The organism is Paeniglutamicibacter psychrophenolicus (assembly GCF_030812255.1).
GTDB classification, from domain to species: domain Bacteria; phylum Actinomycetota; class Actinomycetes; order Actinomycetales; family Micrococcaceae; genus Paeniglutamicibacter; species Paeniglutamicibacter psychrophenolicus_A.
The window spans coordinates 47,865-73,430 of record NZ_JAUSSH010000018.1 but is presented as its reverse complement, the minus strand read 5'-3'; the positions used below and the strand labels follow the sequence as shown (position 1 = coordinate 73,430).

At 68.7% G+C, this 25,566-nt stretch carries 23 protein-coding genes; 6 read left to right on the top strand and 17 right to left on the bottom strand.

What is annotated here, in order from left to right; all coding sequences use genetic code 11:
- Positions 1-12 precede the first annotated feature (12 nt).
- The 3 genes from J2T21_RS18630 to J2T21_RS18620 form a co-directional block, all read right to left on the bottom strand.
- On the bottom strand, positions 13-1,284 hold the full coding sequence (locus J2T21_RS18630) for an MFS transporter (protein ID WP_307583456.1): 1,272 nt from the start codon (positions 1,282-1,284) through the stop codon (positions 13-15).
- 107 nt (positions 1,285-1,391) lie between these two features.
- The gene (locus tag J2T21_RS18625) at positions 1,392-4,568 is read right to left on the bottom strand and encodes an AAA family ATPase (protein WP_307583455.1); all 3,177 of its coding nucleotides are present in this window, start codon (positions 4,566-4,568) and stop codon (positions 1,392-1,394) included.
- A complete protein-coding gene (locus J2T21_RS18620) occupies positions 4,565-5,731 on the bottom strand; it encodes an exonuclease SbcCD subunit D (RefSeq protein ID WP_307583454.1) in 1,167 nt (388 codons plus the stop codon). The genes J2T21_RS18625 and J2T21_RS18620 overlap by 4 nt, the downstream gene beginning before the upstream one ends.
- 79 nt (positions 5,732-5,810) lie before the next feature.
- On the opposite strand from J2T21_RS18620, the gene J2T21_RS18615 reads away from it, so the two are divergent.
- Together J2T21_RS18615 and J2T21_RS18610 are read left to right on the top strand one after the other, a co-directional pair.
- Positions 5,811-6,812 carry an ADP-ribosylglycohydrolase family protein gene (locus J2T21_RS18615; protein ID WP_307583453.1) on the top strand — a complete coding sequence of 334 codons (1,002 nt, stop codon included), beginning with the start codon at positions 5,811-5,813 and terminating at the stop codon, positions 6,810-6,812.
- Between the two features lie 45 nt (positions 6,813-6,857).
- Complete coding sequence (locus J2T21_RS18610) at positions 6,858-7,430, top strand: phosphatidylglycerol lysyltransferase domain-containing protein (protein ID WP_307583452.1); 573 nt, start codon at positions 6,858-6,860, stop codon at positions 7,428-7,430.
- Positions 7,431-7,475: 45 nt separating this feature from the next.
- Here J2T21_RS18610 and J2T21_RS18605 read toward each other — a convergent pair whose 3' ends face one another.
- From J2T21_RS18605 to J2T21_RS18565, 9 genes are all read right to left on the bottom strand, one after another.
- The gene (locus J2T21_RS18605; protein ID WP_307583451.1) at positions 7,476-8,474 is read right to left on the bottom strand and encodes an exonuclease domain-containing protein; all 999 of its coding nucleotides are present in this window, start codon (positions 8,472-8,474) and stop codon (positions 7,476-7,478) included.
- 144 nt (positions 8,475-8,618) lie between these two features.
- Positions 8,619-9,314 (bottom strand): hypothetical protein, encoded by a 696-nt coding sequence (locus J2T21_RS18600; protein WP_307583450.1) that lies wholly within the window; start codon positions 9,312-9,314, stop codon positions 8,619-8,621.
- Entirely contained in the window at positions 9,311-10,234 is a 924-nt protein-coding gene (locus J2T21_RS18595; RefSeq protein WP_307583449.1) for an ABC transporter ATP-binding protein, read from the bottom strand. The genes J2T21_RS18600 and J2T21_RS18595 overlap by 4 nt, the downstream gene beginning before the upstream one ends.
- Positions 10,234-10,623, bottom strand: coding sequence for a GntR family transcriptional regulator (locus tag J2T21_RS18590; protein WP_307583448.1), 390 nt, complete (start codon positions 10,621-10,623; stop codon positions 10,234-10,236). Before J2T21_RS18590 ends, J2T21_RS18595 begins: the two co-directional genes overlap by 1 nt.
- 596 nt (positions 10,624-11,219) lie before the next feature.
- Positions 11,220-12,008 (bottom strand): hypothetical protein, encoded by a 789-nt coding sequence (locus tag J2T21_RS18585; protein ID WP_307583447.1) that lies wholly within the window; start codon positions 12,006-12,008, stop codon positions 11,220-11,222.
- A 2-nt stretch (positions 12,009-12,010) separates the two neighbouring features.
- Positions 12,011-13,237 (bottom strand): toxic anion resistance protein, encoded by a 1,227-nt coding sequence (locus J2T21_RS18580; protein WP_307583446.1) that lies wholly within the window; start codon positions 13,235-13,237, stop codon positions 12,011-12,013.
- 292 nt (positions 13,238-13,529) lie between these two features.
- The gene (locus J2T21_RS18575; protein ID WP_307583445.1) at positions 13,530-14,231 is read right to left on the bottom strand and encodes a DedA family protein; all 702 of its coding nucleotides are present in this window, start codon (positions 14,229-14,231) and stop codon (positions 13,530-13,532) included.
- A 111-nt stretch (positions 14,232-14,342) separates the two neighbouring features.
- Positions 14,343-14,759: a DUF6924 domain-containing protein gene (locus J2T21_RS18570; RefSeq protein WP_307583444.1), complete on the bottom strand. Its 417-nt coding sequence runs from the start codon at positions 14,757-14,759 to the stop codon at positions 14,343-14,345.
- A gap of 76 nt (positions 14,760-14,835) precedes the next feature.
- Positions 14,836-15,192 (bottom strand): cupin domain-containing protein, encoded by a 357-nt coding sequence (locus J2T21_RS18565; protein WP_209907324.1) that lies wholly within the window; start codon positions 15,190-15,192, stop codon positions 14,836-14,838.
- A 329-nt stretch (positions 15,193-15,521) separates the two neighbouring features.
- On the opposite strand from J2T21_RS18565, the gene J2T21_RS18560 reads away from it, so the two are divergent.
- The 4 genes from J2T21_RS18560 to J2T21_RS18545 all read left to right on the top strand — a co-directional run bounded on the left by J2T21_RS18560 (position 15,522) and on the right by J2T21_RS18545 (position 21,440).
- Complete coding sequence (locus J2T21_RS18560) at positions 15,522-18,317, top strand: aconitate hydratase (RefSeq protein ID WP_307583442.1); 2,796 nt, start codon at positions 15,522-15,524, stop codon at positions 18,315-18,317.
- A 103-nt stretch (positions 18,318-18,420) separates the two neighbouring features.
- Entirely contained in the window at positions 18,421-18,678 is a 258-nt protein-coding gene (locus J2T21_RS18555; RefSeq protein WP_307583441.1) for a DUF6458 family protein, read from the top strand.
- A 56-nt stretch (positions 18,679-18,734) separates the two neighbouring features.
- The gene (locus J2T21_RS18550; protein WP_307583440.1) at positions 18,735-19,493 is read left to right on the top strand and encodes a metallophosphoesterase family protein; all 759 of its coding nucleotides are present in this window, start codon (positions 18,735-18,737) and stop codon (positions 19,491-19,493) included.
- A gap of 135 nt (positions 19,494-19,628) precedes the next feature.
- Positions 19,629-21,440, top strand: coding sequence for an HNH endonuclease signature motif containing protein (locus J2T21_RS18545; RefSeq protein WP_307583439.1), 1,812 nt, complete (start codon positions 19,629-19,631; stop codon positions 21,438-21,440).
- Between the two features lie 79 nt (positions 21,441-21,519).
- Here the strand turns inward: J2T21_RS18545 and J2T21_RS18540 are convergent, their stop codons facing one another.
- From J2T21_RS18540 to murI, 5 genes are all read right to left on the bottom strand, one after another.
- On the bottom strand, positions 21,520-22,089 hold the full coding sequence (locus tag J2T21_RS18540; RefSeq protein WP_307583438.1) for a hypothetical protein: 570 nt from the start codon (positions 22,087-22,089) through the stop codon (positions 21,520-21,522).
- 172 nt (positions 22,090-22,261) lie between these two features.
- Positions 22,262-22,897, bottom strand: coding sequence for an RdgB/HAM1 family non-canonical purine NTP pyrophosphatase (gene rdgB / locus J2T21_RS18535; RefSeq protein ID WP_307583437.1), 636 nt, complete (start codon positions 22,895-22,897; stop codon positions 22,262-22,264).
- Positions 22,898-22,899: 2 nt separating this feature from the next.
- Entirely contained in the window at positions 22,900-23,649 is a 750-nt protein-coding gene (gene rph / locus J2T21_RS18530; protein ID WP_307583436.1) for a ribonuclease PH, read from the bottom strand.
- Between the two features lie 75 nt (positions 23,650-23,724).
- Positions 23,725-24,636 carry an MBL fold metallo-hydrolase gene (locus J2T21_RS18525; RefSeq protein WP_307583435.1) on the bottom strand — a complete coding sequence of 304 codons (912 nt, stop codon included), beginning with the start codon at positions 24,634-24,636 and terminating at the stop codon, positions 23,725-23,727.
- Complete coding sequence (murI, locus tag J2T21_RS18520) at positions 24,633-25,562, bottom strand: glutamate racemase (protein ID WP_307583434.1); 930 nt, start codon at positions 25,560-25,562, stop codon at positions 24,633-24,635. Before murI ends, J2T21_RS18525 begins: the two co-directional genes overlap by 4 nt.
- Positions 25,563-25,566 lie beyond the last annotated feature (4 nt).

Here is a 25,566-nt window from a genome sequence, read left to right as displayed (position 1 = left end):
GGGCCGGTGCGGTCAGGCGCGCGGGCCGTGGCCGGCGAGCATGGTGCGGCGCTGGCGCTGGCGCAGGATCGCCATGGCGATGCCGGCGGCCAGGATCAACCCGGCGGCCCCGGCGGCCACCGCGTAGGCTCCGGCATAGCCGTGGGAATCGGCCAGCAGCCCGGCCAGCGAGTTGCCGATGGCGGTGCCCACCACGATCCCCGAGGACAGCAGCGTCATGACCGTGGACAGGCGCTCGCGCGGGGCGATTTCCCCGCCGAGGGTGAAGATCGTGACCAGCACCGGGCCCACGGGGATGCCCACGATCAGCAGTGCGGCAATCATCGGGACTAGGTCCCCGGGAAGCTGCAGGGCCAGGGCCGCCGGGACCATGAAGATCGCCGCGGCGAGCCAGCGGCTGGCTTGCGGCCACCCGCTGGGCCAGAAGGCCACCGAGAGCGCGGCGATCGCGGAGGTGAACCCGACCGCGGCGTACAGCAGCCCGCCGATGTTCGCGTTGCCCAGCGCCCCGGCAAAGGCCAGGGTTCCGGCGGCACTGGCGCCGAAGAAGGTTCCCATGCCGATCATGCCGGCCACGGCGAAGGAAATGCCGGTGACCTGGTTGGAGGTGAGCTTCACCTTCACGGCGTTCCGCGCCGCGGGCAGCACGGCCTTTTCGGTGCGGTGCACCGCGAAGAGCGGGACCAGCACGATGGTCAGGACCGCGGCGATGGCCAGCGGCAGCCAGGGTGCGACCAGTGCGGCGAACAGGCCCACGGCCGCCGGGCCGAGCACGAAGCCCAGCTCGTCGACCATGGACTCGTAGCTCAGGGCCGCGGAGAGCTCGCGACCGCCGGTGTCGCGCTTGCGGGTCAGCGCCATCCAGCGCACACGGGCCAGCGGGCCGACCTGCGGGCCGGTGGCCCCGGCCAGGATGGCCAGCAGCACGATGACGCCCAGCGGCGCCAGCGGACCGGCGCCCCCGAACCAGAGCAGCGCGGTGATCAAGATGGCCTGGGCCACCGCCACCGGGACCAGCACGCGGCGCTGGCCGAAGCGGTCCGAGAGGTAGCCGATGGTGGGCCCTCCCACGGCCGAGCCGATCCCGACCATGGCGGCGGCCATGCCGCCGGCGGCGTAGGAGCCGGTCGAATCGATCAGCAGGGTCATGGAGCCGATGGTCAGCATGGCCAGCGGCAGGCGGGCGAAGAAGCCCAAGGGGAAGAAGGCCCAGCCGACCAGCGGCGGAAGCGCCGCATAGGGCGAGGGCTGGGGCGTTGTTTTCCTGGAAACGGAATTACTCATGGTGATGACGGGCACTCCACATACACGCGTGCACCGTCCCTGCCTCCCGCTACACAAAACCCTTTGAAACCAACGATCAGTCTATCGGAGGGCCACAAGGGTCCCGGTCACACCCCCGCCTGCATCGACACCGTGGAACCCGTGCGTGACTTGTGCACATTCAGCTGGGTGGTGATGCGCTGCTTCATGTCCGCCACATGCGAGACGACCCCGATGACCCGTCCGCCGCTGCGCAGGTTCTCCAGCGCGTCCATGACCTCCTCGAGCGTCTCGGCATCCAGGGAGCCGAAGCCCTCGTCGACGAAGAGCGTCTCGATGTCGATGCCGCCGCTCTGGTGCTGGATGACGTCGGCCAGCCCCAGGGCCAGGGACAGCGAGGCCATGAACGACTCCCCGCCCGAGAGGGTCTGGGTGTCGCGCCGCACCCCGGTCCAGGAGTCAAGGATCTGCAGGCCCAGCCCGGACTTGTTGTTGCCGCGCGGGGTGTCGTCGTGGACCAGCGAGTACCGCTCCCCGGTCATCGCCAGCAGCCGCTCGGTCGCCGCCAGCGCCACCGATTCCAGCCGGGCCGCGAGCACGTAGGTGCTCAGCGTCATCTTCAGCCGGTTCTCCCCCGCGCCGCGGGCCAGGTCGGCGATGCCCTTGAGCGTCTCGAAGCGTTCGACGACCGGTCCGGCTTCAACGGCCAGCGCGGCCAGGCGTTCAAGGGCGGTTTCCAGGCGTGCGGCGTAGCTGGCGAGCACCGCGTCGCGGGCCAGCAGGCCGTCGCGTGCCTCCGTGCCCCGGGCCATGGCCTGGCCGGCGGCCTCGATGTCGTCCTCGTCCGGGGCACCGATGCCTTCGGCGGCCTCGGTGCGGGCCAGCTCGATCCCCGGCGCCTCGGCCAGGGTCTTGATGCGCACGGCCGCGTCGTTGTGCTCGCGCACCCGTGCCTGCTCGGTGGAGCGCCGGGCATCGTCCAGCTGCAGCTCCTTCCAGGCGGCGGTGTCGGCCGCCCCGATCCCGGCCAGCCTGCCCGCCCACAGGAGCCGCGCATCCTCCAGGGCGGTGCCCGCGTCGAGGCGCACCTGCACCGCGCCGGCCAGGGTTTCCAGGGATTTCGCGGCGGCGGACAGGGCCATGTGGCGTTCGGTTAGGGACTGGCCGTCCCGGCCCAGCTTGGCCAGCCGCGCGGCGAGCTTGGTGGCCTTCGCCTCCTCGGCCTGCTTCCTGGCGGCCGCGACCTCAAGTGCGGTGGCGGCCGAGGCCAGTGCCGCATTCAGGGCCTCGAGCTCGGTTTCGGCCTGCTCCAGCGTCCGGGCCGCGGCGGCGGATTCGCCCGCCGAGGCCAACGCCTGGGCGTGCGCGTCGGTGGCCGTCTTCAACTCGGCCTCCGCCTCCTCGGTCGAGAGCTCGCCGATCTTGCCGCGGCCGACATCCAGGGCGGTGTCCGCCTGCTTCAGCGCGGTGCGGTGTTTCTCCTCGGTCTTTTCCGCCGTGGCCAGCAGGGCCTGGGCGGCCTCGATGTCCCGGGCCCCGATCAGTTCGCCCTCGGGCAGGGTGGCCGGTTCCGGGTGGGTGGTCGATCCGCACACCAGGCAGGGTTCCCCGTCGACCAGTTCCCGGGCCAGGGCCGCGGCCGACTGCTCCAGGCGCAGGGAGATCAGCGCGGCGACCCGTTCGCGGGCCTCAAGGGTTCCGGTGCGTGCCTTGTTCCACGCTGTGTGCGCGGTGACCTGCGCCTTTTCCGCCTTGGTGCGTGCGGCCACGGCGTCGCGGCGTTCGGTGGCAAGCCGCACCGCGGATTCCAGGCCGGGTGCGGATTCGGCGAGCGCGGCCAGTTCCCCGTTCCGGGTGCGCAGGACCGGGAGCTGGTCCCCGAGAGCCTGGATGCGGGTGGATCGCTCCGCCTGCTTGAGGGTGCCGGCCTCGATGTCCTCCTGCAGGGCGTCGATGTCCCGGCGTGCCTGGGCCAGTTCGGCCTCCTCGGGCAGCGCGGCCTCGATCAGGGCCGCGGCGGCACGGGAGTCCTTGGCCGCGTCGCCGGCATGCCCGCCCAGGGCCTCAAGTTCCGTGGGCGCCGGCTCCCCGCTGCGCGCGGCGGCCAGCAGGGTTTCGAGGCCTGCGTCCCGGGCATCCAGTGCCGTCCGGGCCTCGCCGGATTCGATCGCGGACATCGCGTCGGCCAGCCGGCGATGGGCAGCATCGGACTTGGTCCGGGCGTCGAGCAATTGCTGGTGGTACGGGCGCAGGCCAACGGCGCGGGCGTCGGCCTCCAGCAGCGCCCCGAGTGCGGCGATCTCTTCGGCGCGGTCCTCGTGGGATGCGCGCAGGGTTGTCAGCTCGGCCAGCTGGCGGTGCCGGGTGGCCCGCTCGTGCAGTGCGGTCCGGGATTCTTGGGCCGCGGCGAGCGCCGCCTCGGCCGAGGCCCGCGCCTCGCCCAGCGCGGTGCGGGTGGTGGCGACGCGTTCGCGCAGCACGGTGCCTAGTTCCGCGTCTTCCCCGGCCTGCAGGTGTTCGCGGGCCTCGGGCGGCAGCCCGGTGTCCGGTGCAGTGCCTTCCCCGGTGCCCTGCCCGTTGTCCCTATTGGCTTCGGCCCCGGTTTCGGCGTCGTGGACACCCGCGAACAGCGTGGCCTCGGCGTCGGACACCAGCGCGTGGAGCGTGGTGGTGCGGGCGCGCGCTGCCTCCTCGGCCTCGGCGCGGGCGGCGTTGAGGCGCTCGCCCAGGATCCGCTCGGTCATCGCGTACTCGCTGGTGTCGAAGAGCGAGCGCAAAAGGTCCTCGCGGTCCTTGTCCTTGGCGCGCAGGAAGGCGGCGAAGGCGCCCTGGGGCAGCATCGCGACCTTGGTGAACTGCTCCCGGTCCAGCCCCAGCACCTCGGTGAGCAGCTGCCCGACCTCGTCGTTGCGGGTGGATTTCTCCACCCAGGTCCCGTCGATGCGTTCGCGCAGCCGGGACTGGGCCTGGGCGGTGGTGAAGCCGTTCTTGCTGCGGGCCGAGGGCCGCTCCCACGCCGGGGAGCGGGTGACCTCGAAGCGCCGCCCGCCGGTGGAGAACTCGCAGATGACCTCCGGCACCGCATCGGGTGCCGCGTGGTCGCTGCGCAGCGACTTGGACCCGGTCCGCACCCCGGGCAGCGAGCCGTAGAGCGCGTAGCAGATCCCGTCCAGCACGCTGGTCTTCCCGGCGCCGGTCTCCCCGTTGAGCAGGAAGATCCCGGCCTCGGAGAGCGCGTCGAAGTCGATGGTGGCCCGCTTCGCGAAGGGGCCAAAGGCCTGCAGCTGAAGCGAATGCACCCTCATGCCTGCACCTTTTCGCTCTTGACCTGGTCCAGCACCGAGACCACCAGTTCTTCCTCGGCCTCGCTCAGGGGCCGCATCCGCACGTGGTCGACGAACCCGGCGCAGACCTGGACCGGCGAGGTGGCGGCGGCCAGCCGCTGCGCGTAGGAATGGTGCGGGTCCGCCGCGCGGTCCTCGGGTTCGAAGTTCAGCACCAGGGTGTCCGGGAAGCGGCCGCGCAGCCGCTCCATGGCCCCGGCGGGCCGATGGGTGTCGGTCAGGGTGACCTGGCACCAGGCGTCCTGCGCCGAGGCGTAGGCCGGCTCGGTGAGCAGCTCATCGATCTTGCCCTTGAGGATCCGCAGCTCCTTGGATGCGGGCCAGTCGATGCCGCGCACCTCTCCCAGCCCCCCGGGGCCGATATCCAGCAGCCAGGCGCCCTTGGAGTGCCCGGCCTCGGAGAACGAGTACGGAATCGGGGAACCGGAATAGCGCACGTTGTGCCCCAGGGCCTGGCGCCCGTGCAGGTGGCCCAGGGCCGCGTAGGCGAAGTCGGCGAAGAAGGAGGTGGGCACGATGTCCAGCCCGCCGATGCTCAGCTCGCGCTCCGAATCTGATCCGGCACCCCCGGCGGCAAAGACATGCGCCAGCACGATCCCGTGCACCGGGACGCTTGCGGCTTCCTGGCGTTCGGCCAGGTCCGCGCGGACCCGTTCAAGGGCGGCGGCAACCACCGGCGGGTGCCCGGGCTCGGTGACGCCCAGGGACTCGGCGACCATGCGCGGCTCCAGGTAGGGCAGCCCGTAGACGGCCACCTCGAACCCGTCGCCGGCGAACACCGCGGGCTTGGCGATGTCCGCGACTCGGGTGCGCAGGTGCAACCCCGCGTGTTCCAGCAACGCCGAGCCGAAGCCCAGGCGCAGCGCCGAGTCGTGGTTCCCGCTGGTGATCACCATGCGCACCCCGGTGGCCCGCAGCCGCGCCAGGGTGTCGTCGAAGAGCTTCACCGCGTCCACCGAGGGCAGCGCCCGGTCGTAGACGTCCCCGGAGACCAGCAGCACCTCGACGGCCTCGGCCTCGATGGTCGCCACGAGCCGGTCGACGAATTCACGTTGGGCCCCAAGCAGCGAGGCCTGGTGGAAGGAGCGGCCCAGGTGCCAGTCGGAGGTGTGCAAGATACGCATGGGTTCCACAGTAGCCAGCGGCGGCCACGAGTTGGTATTCGGCCCGGCCCGCCGGTGCAAAACCACTAGACTTGCTTCCGTGAGTGAATCAACTGATCAGTACGCGCTTCCCGCCGATTTTTCCGACCGTGTCTTCGGGGTCCTGCTGGCCGCGGCCGACGGCGCCGCCCACGCCCGCGATGCGCAGGAGCCCGGCGAAACCGAGACCCTGGCCCTGTACCTGCTCGACGGGCTGCTCGAGGCCCTGGAATGGGCCCACGACGGCGTGGCCTCCGACGAAGCCGCGTGCATGTGGCTGGCCGCGCTGCGCTGGTACAAGCTGGTGAACAAGGCCTTCCCCGAGGGCGCACCCGAGCCGCAGCCGCGCTGGATCGACGAGGCCTTCGCCGGAGCCCCGGCCTTCGCCACGGGCGACTCGCAGAACCTGCTGGCCCTGGACAACCGCGACATGGCCTCGGTGGGCCGCCCGCTCTTCCCGCAGGCCGACACCACCGGGGTGCTCACCCGCGCCGCGTTCGTGGCGTTGCTGCCGCGGGTCGATGAGGCCACCACCGCCAAGATCGCCACCGATGCCGCGGCGCTGACCCACGGCTCCCCCGCCGCCCACCGGGCTGCCGGGGCCGCGGCCCTGGTGGTGCGCGCCGCCCTGGAATCCGGGACCGGTTCCGTGGACCGCTGGGCGGCCCTGGTGCAGGAATTCGCCCCCGGGGAACCCGCCGACGAGGAGGCGGAGGGCACCGCAGCGGAGCCCAACGCGTCGGACACCGCCGGGCAGCACAGCGACGAAGCGACGGCCGGCGAAACACCGGACCGGGAACCGGGGAACACCGCCGGGGCCGGGCTCTTCCGGGCCGTCACCTACGTGCGCAACGCGCTGGCACACACCGCACCGAAGGCCGCCTACGACGCGCTCTTCGAGGCCCTGGGCGAGGAGCCCGACGTGGAGACCGCCGCGTTTGCCACCACGCTGCTGGCCGCGGTGCTGGGCACCGATGCGGTGGCCCACCGCCCGGCCTCGGAGATCGACCCGGTCCTCGACGCCATGCACGAGCGCTGGATGACCCTGACCGCCGGGCAGTAGCGGAACACCGATGCCGACCGCGCACCGGGCAGCCGCGCCCGCCCGGTGGGGTTCGATGCTGCTCGCGGCACGCGGGGCCATCGCCGCGGCCCCGTTCACCGCGGTGTTGTGGCTGGTGGTGCTGGGCGGCGGGAGCGCGACGGCACCGTCCAGGGGTTCCTCTCCTGGCTGCCGGTGTATGGCGCCGGCGGAACGGTGACCGGGTGGACACTGGATTTGATGCATTTGATGCGCCGGCGCGCGGGCGGCTTCGGGCCGGTCATCCAGTTCCTCATCGCCTCCTCGCTGCGCACGTTTTCCGCCGAGGGCGCCGCCTTCGCCTCGCTGTCCGGGGCGCCGCTGGCCCATGCCGTGCACCGCGCGGGGACCGAACCGGTGGACCGGGTGCTCGCCGCGCTGGCCAGGGCCCTGGAACCGGTCTACGGGTTCGGGTCGCTGCACGCGTTCAAGGCGAAGTTTTCCCCGCGCATCGTGCCGATGTACCTGGTGTACCGCGACGAATCGGATCTGCCGCGGATCGCCGGGGCGCTGGCCCGGGCGTACCTGCCCGAGGCCAGCGTGGGTCAGCTGGCGCGCGAGGGATTCGGCGCGCTGCGCGTGCTGCGCGGACGGCGCTAGGCTGCGGTGGCCCCGCCCACGCGCCCGCGCGAGGCGCCAGCCGGCTCAGGCCGCGTCGAAGCCGTCGATCAGCTGCAGGAACTCGCCCTCGGACAGGATCGCCACGCGCTGCCCGGCCTCCTGCAGGCGCAGCACCCGCTTGGCCTTGCCGGTGAGCCGGCCGGTGGACAGGTCCTCGGGGACGAAGCCGTCGCCGACCACCAGCACCGTGGTGGCGCGGGTGACCCGGCTGGCGGTGTTGGCCCCGCGCTCGGCGGAGCGGTCCTTGGCGATTTGCCGCGAGATGCGCAGGTTCCCGGTGAACACCACGGTCTCGCCGAACAGCGGGTGTGCCGGGTCGGCCTGCGGGTCACCGGTGCGGTCCTCGCCCTCCTGCGGCCACGCGGCCCACTCGGGCTGCACCGGCACGCGGTTTCCGCTGGCTGCCCAGCCCTGGGCGTCGCGGGTGGCCTTGGACAGCGCGTCGCCCGGCACATAGGCCGGGGCGAAGCCCATCTTCACCTTCAGCGTCTCGGCGGCCGCGGCCACCGCGTCGGCCTGCTGGCGGCGGGCGATGTCGATCATGATGTTGGCGCAGGCCCGGGCGTCGGCGAGCGCGTCGTGGTGGTTTTCCATCGGCGAGCCGGCCTCTTCGGCCACGAAGGGCAGCGAGTAGGAGGAGAGCTCGTAGGTGCGCCGGGACATCTTCACGGTGCAGGCGTAGTCGAAGGCCGGGCCGGCCAGCCCGGAGACCTCGAGCGCGGAGCGGATCACCCCGAGGTCGAAGGCCGCGTTGTGCGCCACGAGGGTGTCGGTGCCGATGAAGTTGGCCATCGGGGTGAACAGTTCGCCGAAGCGCGGGGCGTCGGCGACCATGTCCGCGGTGATGCGGTGGATCATCACGTTGCGCGGGTCGAAGTGGTCGAATCCCTCCGGCGGGCGCATCAGCCAGGAGGCTTCCTCGACGATGGTGCCGTTGCGGACCCGGCTGAGCCCGACGCTGCAGGCGGAGCCACGGAATCCGTTGGCGGTTTCAAAGTCGATCGATGTAAAGTCCAGGGCCACGCACCAAAGGATACCGTTGATCCCCTGCGCCTCGGGCACCGCGACCCGGGCATGTGGCGCGAATGACACCGCACACGCACGGCGAACCCCGGCGGGGAGGGGGCCGCCCCTCTTCCCCGCCGGGGTTCGCACGGTGCGCTTCGCCTAGGTCGTGGCCCGGCGCAGCGTCAGGTAGGAGCCGCCGGCCAGCAGCACGCAGAGGCCACCAAGGACGATGCTCAAGCCCAGCACCTGCATCGCTGCGAACCACGCGCCGACCTGGGGCCAGGCGTCGTTCAGTGTCGCCAGCGCAACCAGGCCCAGCAGCACCACGGCGAAGCCGATGCCGGCGATCAGCAAGCCGGTCGCCTTCCATCGCATGTACACCGTGGCAGCCCAGAAACCGATCATGAACAGCAGCACCATGGCCACGAAGTAGAACAGGATCTGGATGGCGGCGTTGTTTCCGGCGATCCAGCCCAGGGCGAAGAGCTGCCCGTTGAAGCCCCAGCCGCCGGTGGCCTTTTCCACCAGGCCCAGCAGGTAGTACAGGATCGCATAGCCCATCGCGATGGTCGCGAAAAGCCCAAGGGTTCCCAGGTAGAACGTCCTGCGCGAAACGCTCATGGCTTGGGAGAACGGGAAGGTGAAGGTCAGCGACTGGATGCCCAGCGCCAGAAAATACCACATGACCGCCTGGCCCGATCCCGAATACAGGGTCCCTTCCCTGGCGCTGGCCGGCAGCAGGGCCCAGATGGCAAAGGTCATCAGGGTGGAGGCCACCAGGATCACCATCGGGATCCCCAGGAATGACCACTTGTTGATCAGTTGCATCCGGGCAACCTTGACGACGCGGTTCATTTGAGGGCCTCCTGGTAGTGATCCCCGCGGGGTTCAGTTTGGGCGGCCATGGTGGTGCGCACGACCAGTTGCTGCAGTGGAACCGGTGAGATCTCAAGCCCCAGCTCGGCGGCCATGGCGCGCTCGGTCGCCCCGAGCCGCGCCTGGATGGTGACCGAGGCCAGGGAACCGAGGGAGTCGCGGTGCAGCACGCGGCGGCCCTCGATGAAGGCCGCAACCTTCTCCTGGTTCCCGGTCACGGCGAAGGCCGAACCGCGCAGCGAGTCGGCGTCCTCGTCTAGGATGATCCGTCCCTTGTCGATGACCACGACATGCTCCAGGAGGTTCGCGATCTCGTCGATCAGGTGGGAGGAGAGCACGATGGTGCGCGGGTGCAGGGAGTAGTCCTCGACCAGGCGGTCGTAGAAGATCTGCCGGGCCACCGCGTCAAGCCCCAGGTATGGCTCGTCGAACACGGTGATTTCTGCCCGGGCCGCCATCCCTATGATCACCCCGACGGCCGAGAGCTGGCCGCGGGAGAGCTTCTTGATGCGCCGCTTGGTCGGCAGGGCGAAGTCCTCGATGAGCCGCTCGGCCAGTTCCTGGTCCCAATTGGCGAAGAACAGCGCTGCGGCCCTGAACGCCTGGCGCGCATTGAAGTCATCGGGATATCTCTGCGATTCACGGATGAAGCAGATCCGCGCCAGCGTCCCGTCGTTTTCGTACGGGTCCTTGCCATGGATCAGCACCTGGCCGCCGGTCGGGAACCCCTGGCCACTGAGGATCGACATCAGGGTGGTCTTGCCGGCGCCGTTGCGGCCCAGCAGCCCGTAGATCCGGTTTGCCTCCAGGGACAGGGAGACCGAGTCCAGGGCGTTGGCTTCGCGGTAGGTCTTTGTCAGGTTTCGCACCTCGATGGCCGGTGCGGGTGTCGCTTCCATTATCGGACACTTCCTTCGGCCGCATCGGCAGCCAGTGATTGGCGGACCATCGAAGCCAGTGTCTCGGCGTCGATGCCGAGTTTCCTCGCCTCGCGGGCCAGCGGTTGGATGTATTGGGCGGCGAAAGCGCTGCGCCTTTTACCCAGCAACTGGTCGCGGGCCCCAGTGGCGACGAACATGCCAATTCCTCGTTTCTTGTACAGGATTCCTCGTTCAACCAAGAGGTTCACTCCCTTGGCCGCGGTGGCCGGATTGATGCGGTAGTAGGCCGCGAACTCGTTGGTCGAGGGGACCTGCGTTTCCTCGGCCATCGTGCCGGCGACGATCTCGGACTCGACCAGTTCCGCGATCTGGATGAAGATCGGCCGCGAATCATCGATGGCGCCCAAGACGACCAGCCTTTCTTGACACGCAACGATCCCACGAGCCTGATTGGTTCAGTGGTTCATTACTCATGTAACTAACCTAGGGCGGCGGGAACCGGTTGTCAACAGGAAACAGGTGATTCATTCAGTCGCGGGTCGACACCGCGCGCCACCTCTCACCGGGCAGCAAAAAGCCCGGCCGTCCACAGCCCCGCGCGATGCGATGGACGTGGACGACCGGGCCCGTGATGCTTGCCGCGCGCAGCCGCGTGGCAAGTCGATCTCGTTGTGCAGCGTGCCGGTGGTTTCCTGGTTCGTCGCTTGCGGATGTACCCGCGAAGAACCGTGTGCGCCCTGAGAACATGGAGAAGCCAAGACATTTTTGGAGACATCGTCACTGGATTCGCGACGAGCTCGGCATCGGGAAACTTGCGGTTCGCAGGACAAGGAAGACGCTCAGAGCAAAATGTCTCCAACGAATTCCCCCTTGCGGATACATGGGGGGAATTCCTGAGCGAGTCTCGTTTGCCCACGACTACCAACTCACAGCCGCACTGCTTTTACGAGCTATCCCGTCGGCAATCAATCCACGAAACGCAATCAACTACGGACGTGATCTCTTACTTGATCCCGAAGTCGAATCCACCTTGCTGGTGATGCCCGAACCGTTCTCTCAGGAAGTTGCCGGTAGTGGTCAGATCCGCCGAGGCTTGGCTGTGACGGGTGGAGTGCAGTGTCTCGGCCTGTCCGAGAAGGAGCCCAAGTTGCTCAACCAATTCCTCATTGGGTGTTCTTCCGTTTGGTTGCCGGTTGTCCACCATGCTCGGCGGTATGGCCAGGAATCCCCGAAGAACCGTTGGCAGGTATTCCCTCACCACGGCTTCCAGTTCATACTCAAACCGCGCATCACCGGACGGCTGCAGAATTTCCGCGTCGATTACCGAGTCCAGCATCTGGCAGGTTTCCAGGATGGTTACGTATGTATCACCGGGAAGGCGGTGCTTGTTCTGCTTGGCCTGGGCGCTCACCCATGCCAGAGCGGACGACAGGTTGTCCGACGCCCCGGGGAGCGAAGTTGCGGTCGGGTACGGCTGGGCGGGAGGGGGCATGGTCGCGTGCTCGTGGACCATGTTGCCGCGCTCAGATTTTCGCACCCTTCTGGGAAGCCACAGATCGCGAAGCATGTATGAACGCACGGCTGACAAGCCCATTGCCGCGAGACCGACGATAGCACCGGTGCTTCCAAGGGAAACGGCGGCAATGAAGACGGCGGCGTAGCACCCACCTTCAAACATAACCTTCTTGTTCTTGGCGCCAATTCCGATCACGAGCACGTAAAAAGCGACGAAAAGCCAGAAAACGAATGCAAGCACTACCCTGAAGATATTTCCTGCAGTGATGCGAGACATCGTTAGCCCCTCTGTGTGTGCGTAGTGGCTGCGTCTGTGGCGTGACTGCGCTCAAGCTGACGTCGCGCTCGACCCACTTGACCCTCGAGAACCTGCACCGTCTGTTTCATGGACTGTGCTGCTTCCGTCTTGTACCTGTCGATCTCGTCCATGGCCTGGAATACGTTGTCGAATGCTTGCTGCAACTTGGTGGAGTCGATTGTTGCCCGGGCAGCATTCTTGTGAATGGCAGCACCCTGGGAACGGAGGAGTTCCGAGGTCGAGACAATCAAGTCCGACGTGGTCGAATTGAGGGCATCAATTTGCGCCAGAACGATCTTTTGCTGAGCCAGGGCTTGCGCAACTATCACCGCGACCCGCAGCGCTGAGAGAGTGGTGTCGAGCGCCCGATCCACGCCCTTGATCAGCTCCGAGTTGTTCTTCTTGACCACGTCAAGAGCCAGATACCCTTGGATGGACACCGCCATCTGGGTCAACAAGTCTTGGTGGCGCTGGCGGACATAGTAGAGGGCGTCTGCCTCCAGGGTTGTGGCGTCGTCCGCTTTGCCAACGTTGCGCAGCTCTTCAATGCGCCGCTCCAAACCGTCTCCAAGGTGGCTCGCGAGCACGGCGTAATTCGCCAACTTCCCCATCGCAGCCCAGAGAGCATCGCGTTCGGTCTGAATGGCAGCGTTGTCCTGCCGAAGGTCGTCCTGCCCACCCTTGAGTGCCTTGGTAATGGCGTCGAGTTGCTCTTGCGACGACTCGTACTTCAAGAAGTATCGCTGCATAGCGCTACCCCCGGGCAGGAACTTCAGAAAACGCTTCGTTCCAGTCAAGTCGTGGCGCTTGGGATCCAGCTCGGTGACGATCTGCCGCAGTTCCACCAAGGTGCTGCCGGTCCGCGATGCAGGGTCCGCGCCAGTCGCGGCAAGAGCGGCTGCCGGCCTCTTCAACATGCGGTTGGACGCACCGCTTGCCTGCTGCATCGTGCCCTCGCCCAGCCGGGTCAACTGGGCCAACTTGGTCTGAAACTCCGGGCTCTGGAGCGGGACCGCCAGCAGGTCGTCAAGAAAGCTGTTGGCAGTCTCAGCGTGCTTCTGCTGCGCGTCGGCATCCACCAGGACCATGCCACCGACCTTCTCCGGAACATGAACCGTTACCTCGGCCACAGGCTTCGGCGGCTCCAACTCAAGCGGGTTCCCTGCCTGCAGGGACGAATTCGAGTCGAGGTCGAGCGGGTTCAACATGATGTACTCCTTGGAGGCTTTGGGCCAAGTTGCAGTCTGCAAGAGGTTACCTGAAGGTTACCGCAGATGACCGACATCAATGTCGGCCGCGGTCTACAAGATGACCACTGCCGTCGGGCCATCCACACGTTGACCTTCAGTCACCGGGAAAGCCCCGCAATCAGCGGCAACCGCATCGCCGGGGGGACGCCACGTCGCCCCGGGCCGCAAAAAGCCCGGCCGCACGTCCTTGGCTTTCCTTTCGGGGTGCCAGGGACATACGACCGGGCCGGGGCTCGGTGGGGCGGTGCGGCTACTCGGCGGCGTCCGCATCCTGCAGCGCCGCGGACTTCTTCGCCCTCGACTTGCGGACCTTCAGCACGGCCCAGAGCACGATGAGCGCCGCGACCACCACGATCACGAGCTTCTGGAAGACGTCGGCGTAGGCCTCCACCACGTGCCAGTTCTCGCCCAGGTAGAAACCGGAGAGCACGAAGATGGAGTTCCAGATCAGCGACCCGGCCGCGGTCAGGCCCAGGAACTTGGCCTGGTTCATCTTGGTCACGCCGGCGGGGATGGAGATCAGCGAGCGGAAGATCGGGATCATCCGGCCGAAGAACACGGCCTTGGAGCCGTTGCGGTCAAACCAGCCCTCGACCTTGTCCACGTCGTCCAGGTCCACCAGCGGCAGCCAGCCGAAGATCGCCCGGGTGCGCGCCCGGCCCAGCGCCCGACCCACCCAGTACAGCGCGTAGGCACCGAAGATCGACCCGATCGTGGTCCACAGCAACGCCTCGAACAGCGAGAAGGACCCGCGGCTGGCGGTGAATCCGGCCAGCGGCAGGATGACCTCGGAGGGCAGCGGCGGGAAGAGGTTCTCCAGCGCGATGGCCAGCGCGGCACCGGGCGCCCCGATGACCTCCATCAGGTGCACGGCCCAGTCGGCAAATCTCGTGATCAGGCTTCCGCCGGAGGGATCGGCGGTCGCGGCCTGTAGCGCAATCAAAGTAGTCATTACCCATCAGTGTCTCTTAACGGGCTGGAAATCCGCCGGGCCCGCAGGTCCAATGTGTCCAAGGCCTCACGCGCGCGGACACACACAACCGTGGCGGTCCTGGTCGCACGGCTACGCGAATCCCCTAAAGACCCCTGACTCGTCGGAAGCGCGCACGAAATCCTCCCAATCCATGTTGGCGATGTTCAGGTTGTTCTCCACCGCCCACAACTCCGAGGCGGCACACCGGAATTCCGGACGCCCCTTCATCAGGTCGATCACCAAGACCGGGTACCCGCGGTCGGCCAGGCTGCGCCGGTCGGCGGCGAAGAAAACCATCGGGCCAAACCGGTTGGGAACGACGGCCGCGCGCAGCAGCTGCGGGGCCGCCCCGTCGAATGCCGGATCGTCGACGATGGACAGGTTCGCCACAAGCCCTTCCTCGCTCGCTCGTCCCACGGCCTCAAGCAGGCGCCCCCAGGCGGCCTGGTCGGTGAAATCAAGGCGGACCAAGGGAGAAATCGACCAGGTGTCGGGCAGCATCTTCATGGCGCCGGTCTTCCACGGCCACCCGCGCCCGTGGATGGATGCCGGCAGCGGAAGCAGGCGGCCCGCGAATCCAGGCTCAGTCGTTTCCGGCCGCTTCCAGCCGGTCGATCTTGGCCACGTTCAGCAGCAACCCCGATTCCTCCAGCGCGGTGATCTGCGAATACCCGGCCGGCAGCACCAGCAGGTCCCCGGTCCGCCCCTCCCAGTGCTCCTGGCCCGAGGTCAACCGGATCCGCCCGCTGAGCACCATGATCGTCGCCTCCCCGGGGTTGATGTGTTCCTTCAGTTCCGTCCCCGCGGCCAGGCCGATCACCGTCTGGCGCAGCGTGTGCTCGTGCCCGCCGAAAACCGTGTTGGCACTGCGCCCGCTGGAGGCCGTCGCGGCAAGCTGCATCTGGGTGCGGGCCATGGCAGTGAGCGAAAACTTCTTCATGCGTCCTCTTATCCCGGAAGGCGAATCCTCTTGCCCAAGGATGGCCCTTCGTGGATGCGGCGGTCAAGCACCGGATTCACGCTCACCCGGCCTCGATCCGGCACGCGAACCCCAGCCATGTTCAATTGCGGGTTCTGGCGGTAGGTTGAAAAGAGCTGACACCCGGCCGAGCGCCCGGGCACCCGCCGGCCTTTCGCCCGGCGGCACGGCATGTCGGATCGGAGGTCTGCACCGCGCCAAGCCCCCGCTTCCTGCCGTTTTACCAGCACCCGCCGCGCCAGCCGCCGGCTGCCCCCGGGTGGACCCCCATGTGAGAGGACCCCACTTCCATGACCAGCAACTCCTTCAATTCCCGCTCAACCCTTGACGTCGACGGGCAAAGCTACCAGATCCACCGGATCGATGCCGTCGAAAACTCCGCACGCCTGCCCTACAGCCTCAAGGTGCTGCTCGAAAACCTGCTGCGCAACGAGGACGGACGGCTGGTCACCAAGGACCAGATCAATGCGCTGGCTTCCTGGGACCCGGCCGCCGAGGCGGCAAGCGAAATCCAGTACACCCCGGCGCGGGTGCTGATGCAGGACTTCACCGGGGTGCCCTGCGTGGTCGACCTGGTCGCCATGCGCGACGCGATGACCGCCCTGGGCGGGGACGCGAAAAAGGTCAACCCGCTGATCCCGGCCGAGCTGGTCATCGACCACTCGGTGATCGCCGACGTCTTCGCCCGCTCCGACGCCTTCTCCATCAACGCCGACTACGAGTTCCAGCGCAACCAGGAGCGCTACCAGCTGCTGCGCTGGGCCCAGCACTCCTTCGACGACTTCCTGGTGGTCCCGCCGGACACCGGGATCTGCCACCAGGTCAACCTCGAATACCTCTCCCGCGTGGTGTTCACCCGCGAGGGACCCGACGGCACCGCAGCCTACCCCGACACCCTGGTCGGCACCGACTCGCACACCCCGATGGTCAACGGCCTGGGCGTGCTGGGCTGGGGCGTGGGCGGCATCGAGGCCGAGGCCGCGATGCTCGGCCAGCCCATGAGCCTGCTGATCCCGCAGGTCGTCGGGCTCAAGCTCACCGGCGAACTGCCCGAGGGCACCACCGCCACCGACCTGGTGCTCACCGTCGCGGAGCTGTTGCGCAAGATCCGCGTGGTGGGCAAGTTCGTGGACTTCTTCGGCCCCGGGGTCGCCAACGTCCCGCTGGCCACCCGCGCCACGCTGGGGAACATGTCCCCCGAGTACGGTTCCACCGGCGCGCTGTTCCCCATCGACGCCGAGACCCTTGACTACCTGCGGCTCACCGGACGTGCGGAGCACCAGGTCAAGCTCGTCGAGGCCTACGCCAGGGAACAGGGCCTGTGGCACGATCCGGAGCACGTGCCGGACTTCAGCCAGGTCGTCGAACTGGACCTGGGCACCGTGGTGCCCTCGCTGGCCGGGCCCAAGCGCCCGCAGGACCGGATCCCGCTGGCCGCGGCCCAGGGCGCGGTGCGCCGGCTGCTGGCCGGGGACACCCACGAGGAAGCCATCGCCGGAGGGCTGGACGACGCCTCGGCCGAATCCTTCCCCGCCAGCGACCCGGTGGCGATCAGCACCCGGATCGAACGCGACGATCCCCCGCACAACTACGCCGACGAGGAACCGGCCATCACCTGGCCGTCCAAGCCCACCAAGATCCACCTCGGGGGCAACTCCGAAACCCTTGACCACGGCTCGGTCGTCATCGCGGCCATCACCTCCTGCACCAACACCTCCAATCCCACCGTGATGCTCGGGGCGGCGCTGCTGGCGAAAAAGGCGGTCGAGAAGGGACTGCGCTCCAAGCCATGGGTCAAGACCACCCTGGCGCCGGGCTCCCGCGTGGTCACCGACTACTACAACCGCTCCGGGCTGACCCCCTACCTGGAAACGCTGGGCTTCAACCTGGTCGGCTACGGCTGCACCACCTGCATCGGCAACTCCGGCCCGCTGATCCCGGAAATCAGCGAGGCGGTGAACTCCCACGACCTGACGGTCGCCTCGGTGCTCTCGGGCAACAGGAACTTTGAGGGCCGGATCCACGGGGAGGTGAAGATGAACTTCCTGGCCTCCCCGCCGCTGGTCATCGCCTACGCGCTGGCCGGCTCGATGCACGTGGACCTGCTCAACGATTCCCTCGGCGAGGACACCGAGGGCAACCCGGTGTACCTGCGGGACATCTGGCCCACGAGCGCGGAAATCAAGGCCGTGGTCGACGCCAACCTCGAGGCCTCGATGTTCACTAAGGGGTACGCGGACGTCTACCACGGGGACGAAAACTGGCGCTCGATGCACATCCCCGAGGGCGACCAATTCGCCTGGGACGAGACCTCCACCTACGTTCAGTCCCCGCCGTACTTCGACGGGGTGGGCCCGGTGCCCGAACCCATCAAGGACATCTCCGGCGCCCGGGTGCTGGTGAACCTCGGCGATTCGGTCACCACCGACCACATCTCCCCGGCCGGTGCGATCCGCAAGGACTCCCCCGCCGGGGAGTACCTGCTGTCCAAGGGCGTGGCCCCGGCGGACTTCAACTCCTACGGCTCGCGGCGCGGCAACCACCATGTGATGATCCGCGGCACCTTCGCCAACGTGCGGCTGCGCAACAAGCTGGTCCCGGGCGTCGAGGGCGGCTTCACCCGGCACCTGCCGGGCACCGAGACCACCAGCATCTTCGACGCCTCGGCCGCGTACCTGGCCGAGGGCACCCCGCTGGTGGTGCTGGCCGGGTCCGACTACGGCTCCGGTTCCTCGCGCGACTGGGCCGCCAAGGGCACGCTGCTGCTGGGGGTCAAGGCCGTGCTGGCCACCTCCTACGAGCGGATCCACCGCTCCAACCTGATCGGCATGGGCGTGCTTCCGCTGCAGTTCCGCGACGGGGAAACCGCCGAGTCCCTCGGCCTGACCGGCGAGGAGGTCTACTCGATCGCCGGGCTGGCGGGCACCGAGAAGCTGCCCGACGAGGTCCAGGTCTCCGTGGAATCCGATGGCGGTGCCACCCGCGAGATCACCATGGCAGTGCGCATCGACACCCCGGCCGAGGAGGCGTACTACCGCCACGGCGGCATCCTGCAATACGTGCTGCGCCAGCTGCTCGACGCCTAGTGCGGCATCCCCAATGGGTGCCATGACAGGCGAAAATGAGTACGCTGGAAGCACGGTTCAAGACATTCGTTGGTGCCAGGTCGCCCGGGAAGGCGGAATGATTATGAGTATCGGTGCCGGAGTATTTCTTTTTGTCCTTGGTGCGGTCCTTCGCTTCGCACTGAACGTCGAAGTGGGCTGGCTGGACGTTCCGCTGGTCGGAAACCTGCTCATGGGTGCCGGGGTCCTGGTCTTTGTGCTCGGACTGGTCTTCACGTTCCGCCGCCGCCGGACCGTCTCCACGCGACGGACCGTCGGCGGACGGGGCGAGGTCGATGGGGTCACCAGGACCACCCGCGAAGTGGACGACCCCGGCCTCTAGCCGCCGCATCGCCCGCTGCCCTTGTTCCCGTCCCGCGGGACGGGCATACTCGGGGCATGATTCGAAGCGCCGCCGTCCTGTCCGACATCCACGGGGTGCTGCCGGTGCTCGAGGCGATCCTGGCCGAGCCCGCGGTGGCGGCCGCCGACCTCATCGTCGTCACCGGGGACCACGCCGCCGGGCCACAACCCGTCGAGGTCCTGGACCGGCTGGCGGCCCTGGGGCAGCGGGCCGTGCTGGTGCGCGGCAATGCCGACCGCGAGCTGGCGGCCGTTGCCCGGGGCGCTTCGATCGAGGTTCCCGACGACGTCGTTCCCTGGGCGGCCGCGCAGCTGGGCCCGAAGCACGTCACGATGCTGGAGCAGCTGCCGCATCCGGTCACCCTCGAGCTGGAGGGCTTCGGCCCCGTGGTGTTCTGCCACGGGACCCCGCGCGACGACGAGGAGGTCGTGTTGGTGGACACCCGGCTGGAACGCTGGGCCGAGGCCTTCGCCGAGCTGCCCGAGGAGGTCCGGACCGTGGTCTGCGGGCACACGCACATGCCCTTCGTGCGGCTGGTGGACTGCCGCCTGGTGATCAACCCCGGCAGCGTGGGCATGCCCTACGGCCGGGCGGGCGGCAACTGGGCGCTGCTGCGCGACGGCGCCGTGTCCCTGCACAGGAGCATCATCGACGTCGAGGAGACCATCGCCCAGGTGGTCGCGGGTTCGACGTACCCGGGCCGCCGGAAATGGGCAGAGTTCTTCATCCGTTCGGCCGCGAGCGACGCCGAGGCGCTGACGGTGTTCGGCCCGCGGGACGGCCGCGACGCCTGACCCACGCCCCACATCGGCCCCGGCCTCGGCCCCACACGCCGGGCTGCCCGGATTTCCGGCCATTAGAAAAAATAGTTATCCACAGATTCCCGGTTCCGGCCCCAAGGCACCCCGGGCCGGAGCATGCTGGTGGACATGGAAACCGACCGGTTCATCAGCCTCATCGCGGGCACCCGCGGCGACCCGGGACACCACGTGTCGCCGGACGATGAACTGCGTGCCCTGCTCGAGGTCCAGGCCCTGGCCCGCGATTTGTCCCGGCGCGTCGCCGCGCACACCAGTTCCCCGGTCCATGCCGCCCTGTTCGCCCGTGCGGCCGAAGACGGGCACCGCACCGCCGCCCACGCCCGGCTGCTGGCCGCCGAGACGGCCCGGCGCACCCTGGTCCACGAGCTTCCCGAGGCCACCTTCGACGACCTCGACGCGATCCACCGGGACCCTGCCGGATACCTCGCGGGCAGCGCGGTGCTTCCGGCGGATCCGGCCACGGTCCCGACCGGGCGGCCGGTCTTCAAGGACATCACCGCTTTCCTGTCCGGCTTCCTGCACATTTCCTTCTTCGAGGCCCGCGAACGGGTCAGGTCCATCGACCGGCTGCTGCCCGGCACCGATCTCAACGGCACTCCAACCCCGCCGAGGTTCCCGGTGTTGGCAGGGGACCTGGCCGACGGGACCGCCGACCCCGGCCAGATCGGGGCCGCCGCCCGCAAGCTCGAGGCTCTCACCCCCAGCATCGACCGGCATCCCGAAGCCGCCACCCTGGCGGGGACGCTCGAGGACCAGGTCGCCGAATCCGTGCGCACCCAGGATCCCCGCACCACCGCGAAGCTGCTGGCCGGGATCCAAGCCACCCTCGAGCAGGGACCCGGGGACCTTCCGGAAGAGGTGCTGCGCACCCGGACCGGGCTCTTCTACCGCGGGACCACCGGCGGGCTCGGCGAATTCCTGCTGCGCACCCTGCCCCGGGACACCGAGGCCCTGCTGGCCCTGTGCGCCAGCACCGACAACCCCAGGACGAAGGCCGGGGACCGCGACGGGCTGCTCGCCCAGGCCCTGGCCTCCACCGGCACCGGCACCGATGCCGATGCCGATGCAGCTTCCGCCGAGAATGCCGCCCCGGGTGCCGGGTTCCCCGATTTCCTCACCGACCCCGCCACCGGCGCCCCGCTCACCGACCCGGCCGCCATCCGGGAACTCTCGCTGGATCCCCATGGCCCGGACAACCTCGGCAGCCTGTTCACCGCAAACGGCAACGGCAACGGAACCGAAGCCAACGGAGCCGACGCGGGCACCCGGAACGGGCTATTCGATCCGGGAACCATGAACTCCACCGCCTATGGAGGCGACGGACTCACCCCGCCCCAACGACACCTGCAGGGACTGCTGAACCTCATCCGGGCCGCGGGCCAACCACGCACCGGGAAGAAGACCATCGGCCTGCCCTCCCCCAAGACACTGGTCATCGCCACCCTGGACGAGCTTCGCGGACTGGCCGACACCCACGGCATCACCTCCCGCGGCCAGCAGCTCACCCCGGCGGAACTGCGCCAGGGCCTGTGCAACGGCGGGGTCGTGCCAGCGGTCATGGGCGGCAAGTCCCGGATCCTGGACCTCGGCCAGGAGGAACGTTTCTTCCCCGACTACATGCGCGAAATCATCCTAGGGATCTACGGCGGCTGCATCATGCCCGGCTGCACCGTGCCACCGGAGCATTGCGAGATCGATCATGACGACGATTGGGCAAATGGCGGAACCACCAGGATCAACGATGGGCGGCCCTTCTGTTCGGGGCACCACCATGCCAGGCACACCGGGCTCATCGATGTCGTGCGCGACGACGACGGGCTCTTCTCCGTCATCCTGCCCAAGTTCATGGACCCCGAACAAAAACCGCGGCGCAACACCTACTGGCGCACCCCCAACCCGCGACTCTTCTGGGCCCAATGACAACGACCCTGCCCGTTCGATCCGGAATCGGATCAACGTGCAGGGTCGTTCACTGTGCAGCGGCGAGGAGTCGAGGCGACTACTCGAAGTCCACCTGTCCGCGGCGCGGCGGGACCGGCGCGATGTGGTCGCCGGCAGCGGCCACCAGCTCCACTTCGTTCAACCGCGGTGCGGGTCCGTCGGCGGAGTGCAGGATCCACGGCCCGACCATGAGGTAGTCGGCATCGCCCTCGGCCGCGGTGGCCACGCCCGTGACCACGAAGTCGCCGTAGGGTGCCTGCGTGAACGAAGCGACCACCAGGTCGCCGTGCGCCACTTGGTTCACGGCAATCGGCGTCGGGTCGAAGTCCCCCTCGAAAACCGCCGGGAAGGCGCGCACGTCCGAGTCCGGCTGGCGCTGCCGCAGCGGCTCGCCGTCCGCGGACTTGGCCGCCTTCGCCGCGGCCGCTGCGTTCAGCCCGCCGACCATCAGGTCGTCGAGCACGGTCAGGTGCGCGGCCCCGGTGACCAGGAAGTTGCCGTAACGCGCATTCTTGAACAGGACGGACACCACCTCCGTGCTCCCAACCAGTGCGAAGGCCGCCTTCATGCCCGCAACATCGCGCTTTGATGGCCCCTTGATAAAGGTGTCCACTCTTGCTCCGTTCATTCTCGGTAGGTTTGTCTTGCTTCCACTCTAGGCGCCGGGCCGCCGCCGGCCCGGGACGGCCGGGCCGCACCGTTCGATCGGGGGCCGGGCACCGCCAGGGGCGGCCCTCCCAGCGGCACGTGGCCGAACGAGGTCCGCCCCTTGGGGGGTCGTGCCGCCGGCGATCCGGAGCCTACGCGGCGTCCTGGTCCGCCAGCGCCTTGACGATCTGCGGCAGCAGGCCGCGGAACGCGCGCCCGCGGTGGCTGATCGCGTTCTTTTCCCCAGCCGTCAGCTCCGCCACGGAGATCCCATAGCCCTCGGGCTGCAGGATCGGGTCGTAGCCGAAGCCGCCGTTCCCGCGGCGTTCGTGCAGCAGCGTGCCGGCCAGGTGCCCCAGCTCCACGGCGACATGGCCGCCCGGGGTCGCCAGGGCCGCGGCGCACACGAAGGAGGCGCCGCGGTGCTCCTCGGCGATGTCGCCGAGCTGGGCCAGCAGCAGGTCGATGTTGGCCTCGTCGTCGCCGTGCCTCCCGGACCAGCGCGCCGAGAAGATCCCCGGGGCCCCGCCGAGCACGTCGACAGCCAGCCCGGAGTCGTCCGCGATGGCGACCAGGCCGGTGGCCTCGCACACCGCGCGGGCCTTGAGCAGGGCGTTGCCCTGAAAGGTCACCTGGTCCTCAACGACATCCGGGGCACCGACGGCCCCGGCATCGACGACCTGGGTGTCCACGTCCAGCCCGGGTACCTGCCCGCGCAGCAGCTCGCGCAGTTCGCGCAGCTTGCCCTGGTTGTGCGTGGCCAGCACCAAACGCGGGGTGGTGCCCATGCTCAGAGCCCCAGGGTTTCGGACTGGATGCGGGTCAGCTCCGTGGTGCCCACCAGGGCGAGGTCAAGCAGGGAGTCGAGTTCGGCGCGCTTGAACGGCACGCCCTCGGCGGTGCCCTGCACCTCGACGAAGTCGCCGGTGCCGGTGACCACGACGTTCATGTCGGTCTCGGCGCGCACGTCCTCCTCGTAGGGAAGATCCAGCATCGGGACCCCGTCGATGATGCCCACGGAGATCGCGGCCACCGAGTCGGTGAGCACGATCGCGTTCTTCTTCACCAGGTTGTTGGCCCGGGCCCATTCGATGGCCTCGGCCAGCGCGACGTAGGCGCCGGTGATCGCCGCGGTGCGGGTGCCGCCGTCGGCCTGGAGCACGTCGCAGTCCAGCACGATGGTGTTCTCGCCCAGCGCCTTGGTGTCGATGACGGCGCGCAGCGAGCGGCCGATCAGCCGGGAGATCTCGTGGGTGCGCCCGCCGATCTTGCCCTTGACCGACTCGCGGCCGTTGCGGGTGTTGGTGGCCCGCGGCAGCATCGCGTACTCGGCGGTGACCCAGCCGGTGCCCTGGCCCTTGAGCCAGCGCGGCACGCCCTCGGTGAAGGAGGCGGTGCACAGCACCTTGGTGTTGCCGAATTCGATCAGGGCCGAGCCCTCGGCCTGCTTGGACCAGCCACGGGTAATGGTGATCTCACGGAGTTGGTCGACGCCGCGCCCGTCGGCGCGCACTGCTGCTGTGGTGGATGCTGAAGTCATGGCTTCAAGTCTAGTCGGCGCGTGGCCGGGGCCGGGCACGCCCGCGGCAGCGGAAGCGCGCCCGCTGCCTCGCGGCTACCTGCGCGGGTTCCTGGCCTTGGTCCCGGGCCACTCGCGGTTCGGCGCCGAGCGCACGATGGACACCGGCGCGGTGGGCAGCGACTTCGGGGTGCCCAGCTGCGAACCGGAGAACACCCCGTAGGTGACCCCGGAGACCGCCACGGCGATCCCGCCGTCGTAGGTCTCCTTGGCCTCGTTGACCACGGTGTTGATGTCGGTCCACACCGGGATGTGGGTCAGCAGCAGGCGCTCGACCCCGGCGTCGGTGGCGGCCTGGCCGGCCCGCTTGCCGGTCAGGTGCACGCCGGTGATCGCGTCGTCGCGACCTTCCTCGAAGGCGGCCTCGCAGAGGAACATGTCAGCTCCCTGCGCCGCCTCGATGAGTTCGGGGCAGGAATCGGTGTCGCCCGAATAGGTCAGCACGCTGGTTTGCAGCGACCCGTCGGCGACCGGTTCGGTGGCCTCCACGCGCAGCGCGTAGGACTCCTCGATCGGGTGCAGCACCGGGTAGGGGGTGATGGAGAACGGGCCGACCTTCACCGGTTGGCGGGATTTCCAGTGCCGGAAGTCGTAGTCCGGGTGCATGCCCTCCTCCAGCGGCAGCCCGTAGGCGGTGGCCATCCTATCGGCGGTGGCCGCCGGGCCGTGCACCAGCATCCGCTCGCGGCCCCAGCCGTTGGGGTCCCAGCGGATCGCCACGTGCATGCCGCACAGGTCCATGCAGTGGTCCGGGTGCAGGTGGGAGATGAAGATCCCGTCCAGGTCCTTGATGTCGACGTAGCGCTGCAGCACGCCCAGCGCGCCGGAGCCGAGGTCCAGCAGGATCTTCCAGTCGCGTGTCCCGTCGAACGCGGTGACCAGGTAGCAGGAGGCGGGCGACCCCGGGCCGGGGAACGAGCCGGTGCAGCCGATGATGGTCAGCTTCATGAGGCACTCGCTTTCGAAAGGGCCACCATCTGCGGGGTAACCATCGCAATGGAGCCGGTCGGGTAGTGGGCGGCCACGTTCTGGACCTGCTCGACCGCGAGGACCTCGGGCCCCAGGAAGCGCCGGGCCAGGATCTCAAAACTTGCCGCATCGCCGGTGGCGAGGAACTGGTGGGTGGGGTCCGCGTCGGCGGTGCGCGCCAGGTCGTGGCCCACCAGCGCGCGGTAGACGTCCTTCGCGGTCTCCTCGGCGCTGGAGACGAGGGTGACGTCCTCGCCCATGACGTAGGAGATCACCCCGGTGAGCAGCGGGTAGTGCGTGCAGCCCAGCACCAGCGTGTCCACGCCGGCGGCCTTGAGCGGCGCCAGGTATTCCTCGGCGGTGTCCATCAGCTCCTTGCCGGTGGTGATGCCGTTTTCGACGAATTCGACGAAGCGCGGGCAGGCCACCGAGGTGATGGAGTAGTGCGGGGCCGCGGCGAAGGCGTCCTCGTAGGCGCGCGAGCCGACCGTGGCCAGGGTGCCGATGACCCCGATCCTGCCGTTGCGGGTGGCGGAGACGGCGCGGCGGACCGCGGGCTGGATGACCTCGACCACCGGGATGCCGTAGCGGGCGGTGTAGCGTTCGCGGGCGTCGCGCAGCACCGCGGCGGAGGCGGAGTTGCAGGCGATGACCAGCAGCTTGACCCCGGCGTCGACCAGTTCGTCCATCACCCCCAGCGCATTGGCGCGGACCTCGGCAATGGGAAGCGGGCCGTAGGGCGAGTTCGCGGTGTCCCCGACGTACATCGTCGATTCCCCGGGAAGCTGGTCAATGATGGCGCGTGAAACGGTCAGGCCGCCGACCCCGGAGTCGAAGATCCCCAACGGGGCGTTTGCCCGGGGCCGCTCGGATGGTCGCTTATCGCTGGAGGACACACTTGTCATGGTG

Excerpts from the sequence above, each read along its gene's own strand:
- J2T21_RS18630 (WP_307583456.1), bottom strand. The coding sequence starts at position 1,284 with ATGAGTAATTCCGTTTCCAGGAAAACAACGCCCCAGCCCTCGCCCTAT.
- J2T21_RS18625 (WP_307583455.1), bottom strand. The coding sequence starts at position 4,568 with ATGAGGGTGCATTCGCTTCAGCTGCAGGCCTTTGGCCCCTTCGCGAAG.
- J2T21_RS18620 (WP_307583454.1), bottom strand. The coding sequence starts at position 5,731 with ATGCGTATCTTGCACACCTCCGACTGGCACCTGGGCCGCTCCTTCCAC.
- J2T21_RS18600 (WP_307583450.1), bottom strand. The coding sequence starts at position 9,314 with ATGAACCGCGTCGTCAAGGTTGCCCGGATGCAACTGATCAACAAGTGG.
- J2T21_RS18595 (WP_307583449.1), bottom strand. The coding sequence starts at position 10,234 with ATGGAAGCGACACCCGCACCGGCCATCGAGGTGCGAAACCTGACAAAG.
- J2T21_RS18585 (WP_307583447.1), bottom strand. The coding sequence starts at position 12,008 with ATGTCTCGCATCACTGCAGGAAATATCTTCAGGGTAGTGCTTGCATTC.
- J2T21_RS18580 (WP_307583446.1), bottom strand. The coding sequence starts at position 13,237 with ATGTTGAACCCGCTCGACCTCGACTCGAATTCGTCCCTGCAGGCAGGG.
- J2T21_RS18575 (WP_307583445.1), bottom strand. The coding sequence starts at position 14,231 with ATGACTACTTTGATTGCGCTACAGGCCGCGACCGCCGATCCCTCCGGC.
- J2T21_RS18570 (WP_307583444.1), bottom strand. The coding sequence starts at position 14,759 with ATGAAGATGCTGCCCGACACCTGGTCGATTTCTCCCTTGGTCCGCCTT.
- J2T21_RS18565 (WP_209907324.1), bottom strand. The coding sequence starts at position 15,192 with ATGAAGAAGTTTTCGCTCACTGCCATGGCCCGCACCCAGATGCAGCTT.
- J2T21_RS18560 (WP_307583442.1), top strand. The coding sequence starts at position 15,522 with ATGACCAGCAACTCCTTCAATTCCCGCTCAACCCTTGACGTCGACGGG.
- J2T21_RS18555 (WP_307583441.1), top strand. The coding sequence starts at position 18,421 with ATGAGTATCGGTGCCGGAGTATTTCTTTTTGTCCTTGGTGCGGTCCTT.
- J2T21_RS18550 (WP_307583440.1), top strand. The coding sequence starts at position 18,735 with ATGATTCGAAGCGCCGCCGTCCTGTCCGACATCCACGGGGTGCTGCCG.
- J2T21_RS18545 (WP_307583439.1), top strand. The coding sequence starts at position 19,629 with ATGGAAACCGACCGGTTCATCAGCCTCATCGCGGGCACCCGCGGCGAC.
- J2T21_RS18540 (WP_307583438.1), bottom strand. The coding sequence starts at position 22,089 with ATGAACGGAGCAAGAGTGGACACCTTTATCAAGGGGCCATCAAAGCGC.
- rdgB (WP_307583437.1), bottom strand. The coding sequence starts at position 22,897 with ATGGGCACCACCCCGCGTTTGGTGCTGGCCACGCACAACCAGGGCAAG.
- rph (WP_307583436.1), bottom strand. The coding sequence starts at position 23,649 with ATGACTTCAGCATCCACCACAGCAGCAGTGCGCGCCGACGGGCGCGGC.
- J2T21_RS18525 (WP_307583435.1), bottom strand. The coding sequence starts at position 24,636 with ATGAAGCTGACCATCATCGGCTGCACCGGCTCGTTCCCCGGCCCGGGG.
- murI (WP_307583434.1), bottom strand. The coding sequence starts at position 25,562 with ATGACAAGTGTGTCCTCCAGCGATAAGCGACCATCCGAGCGGCCCCGG.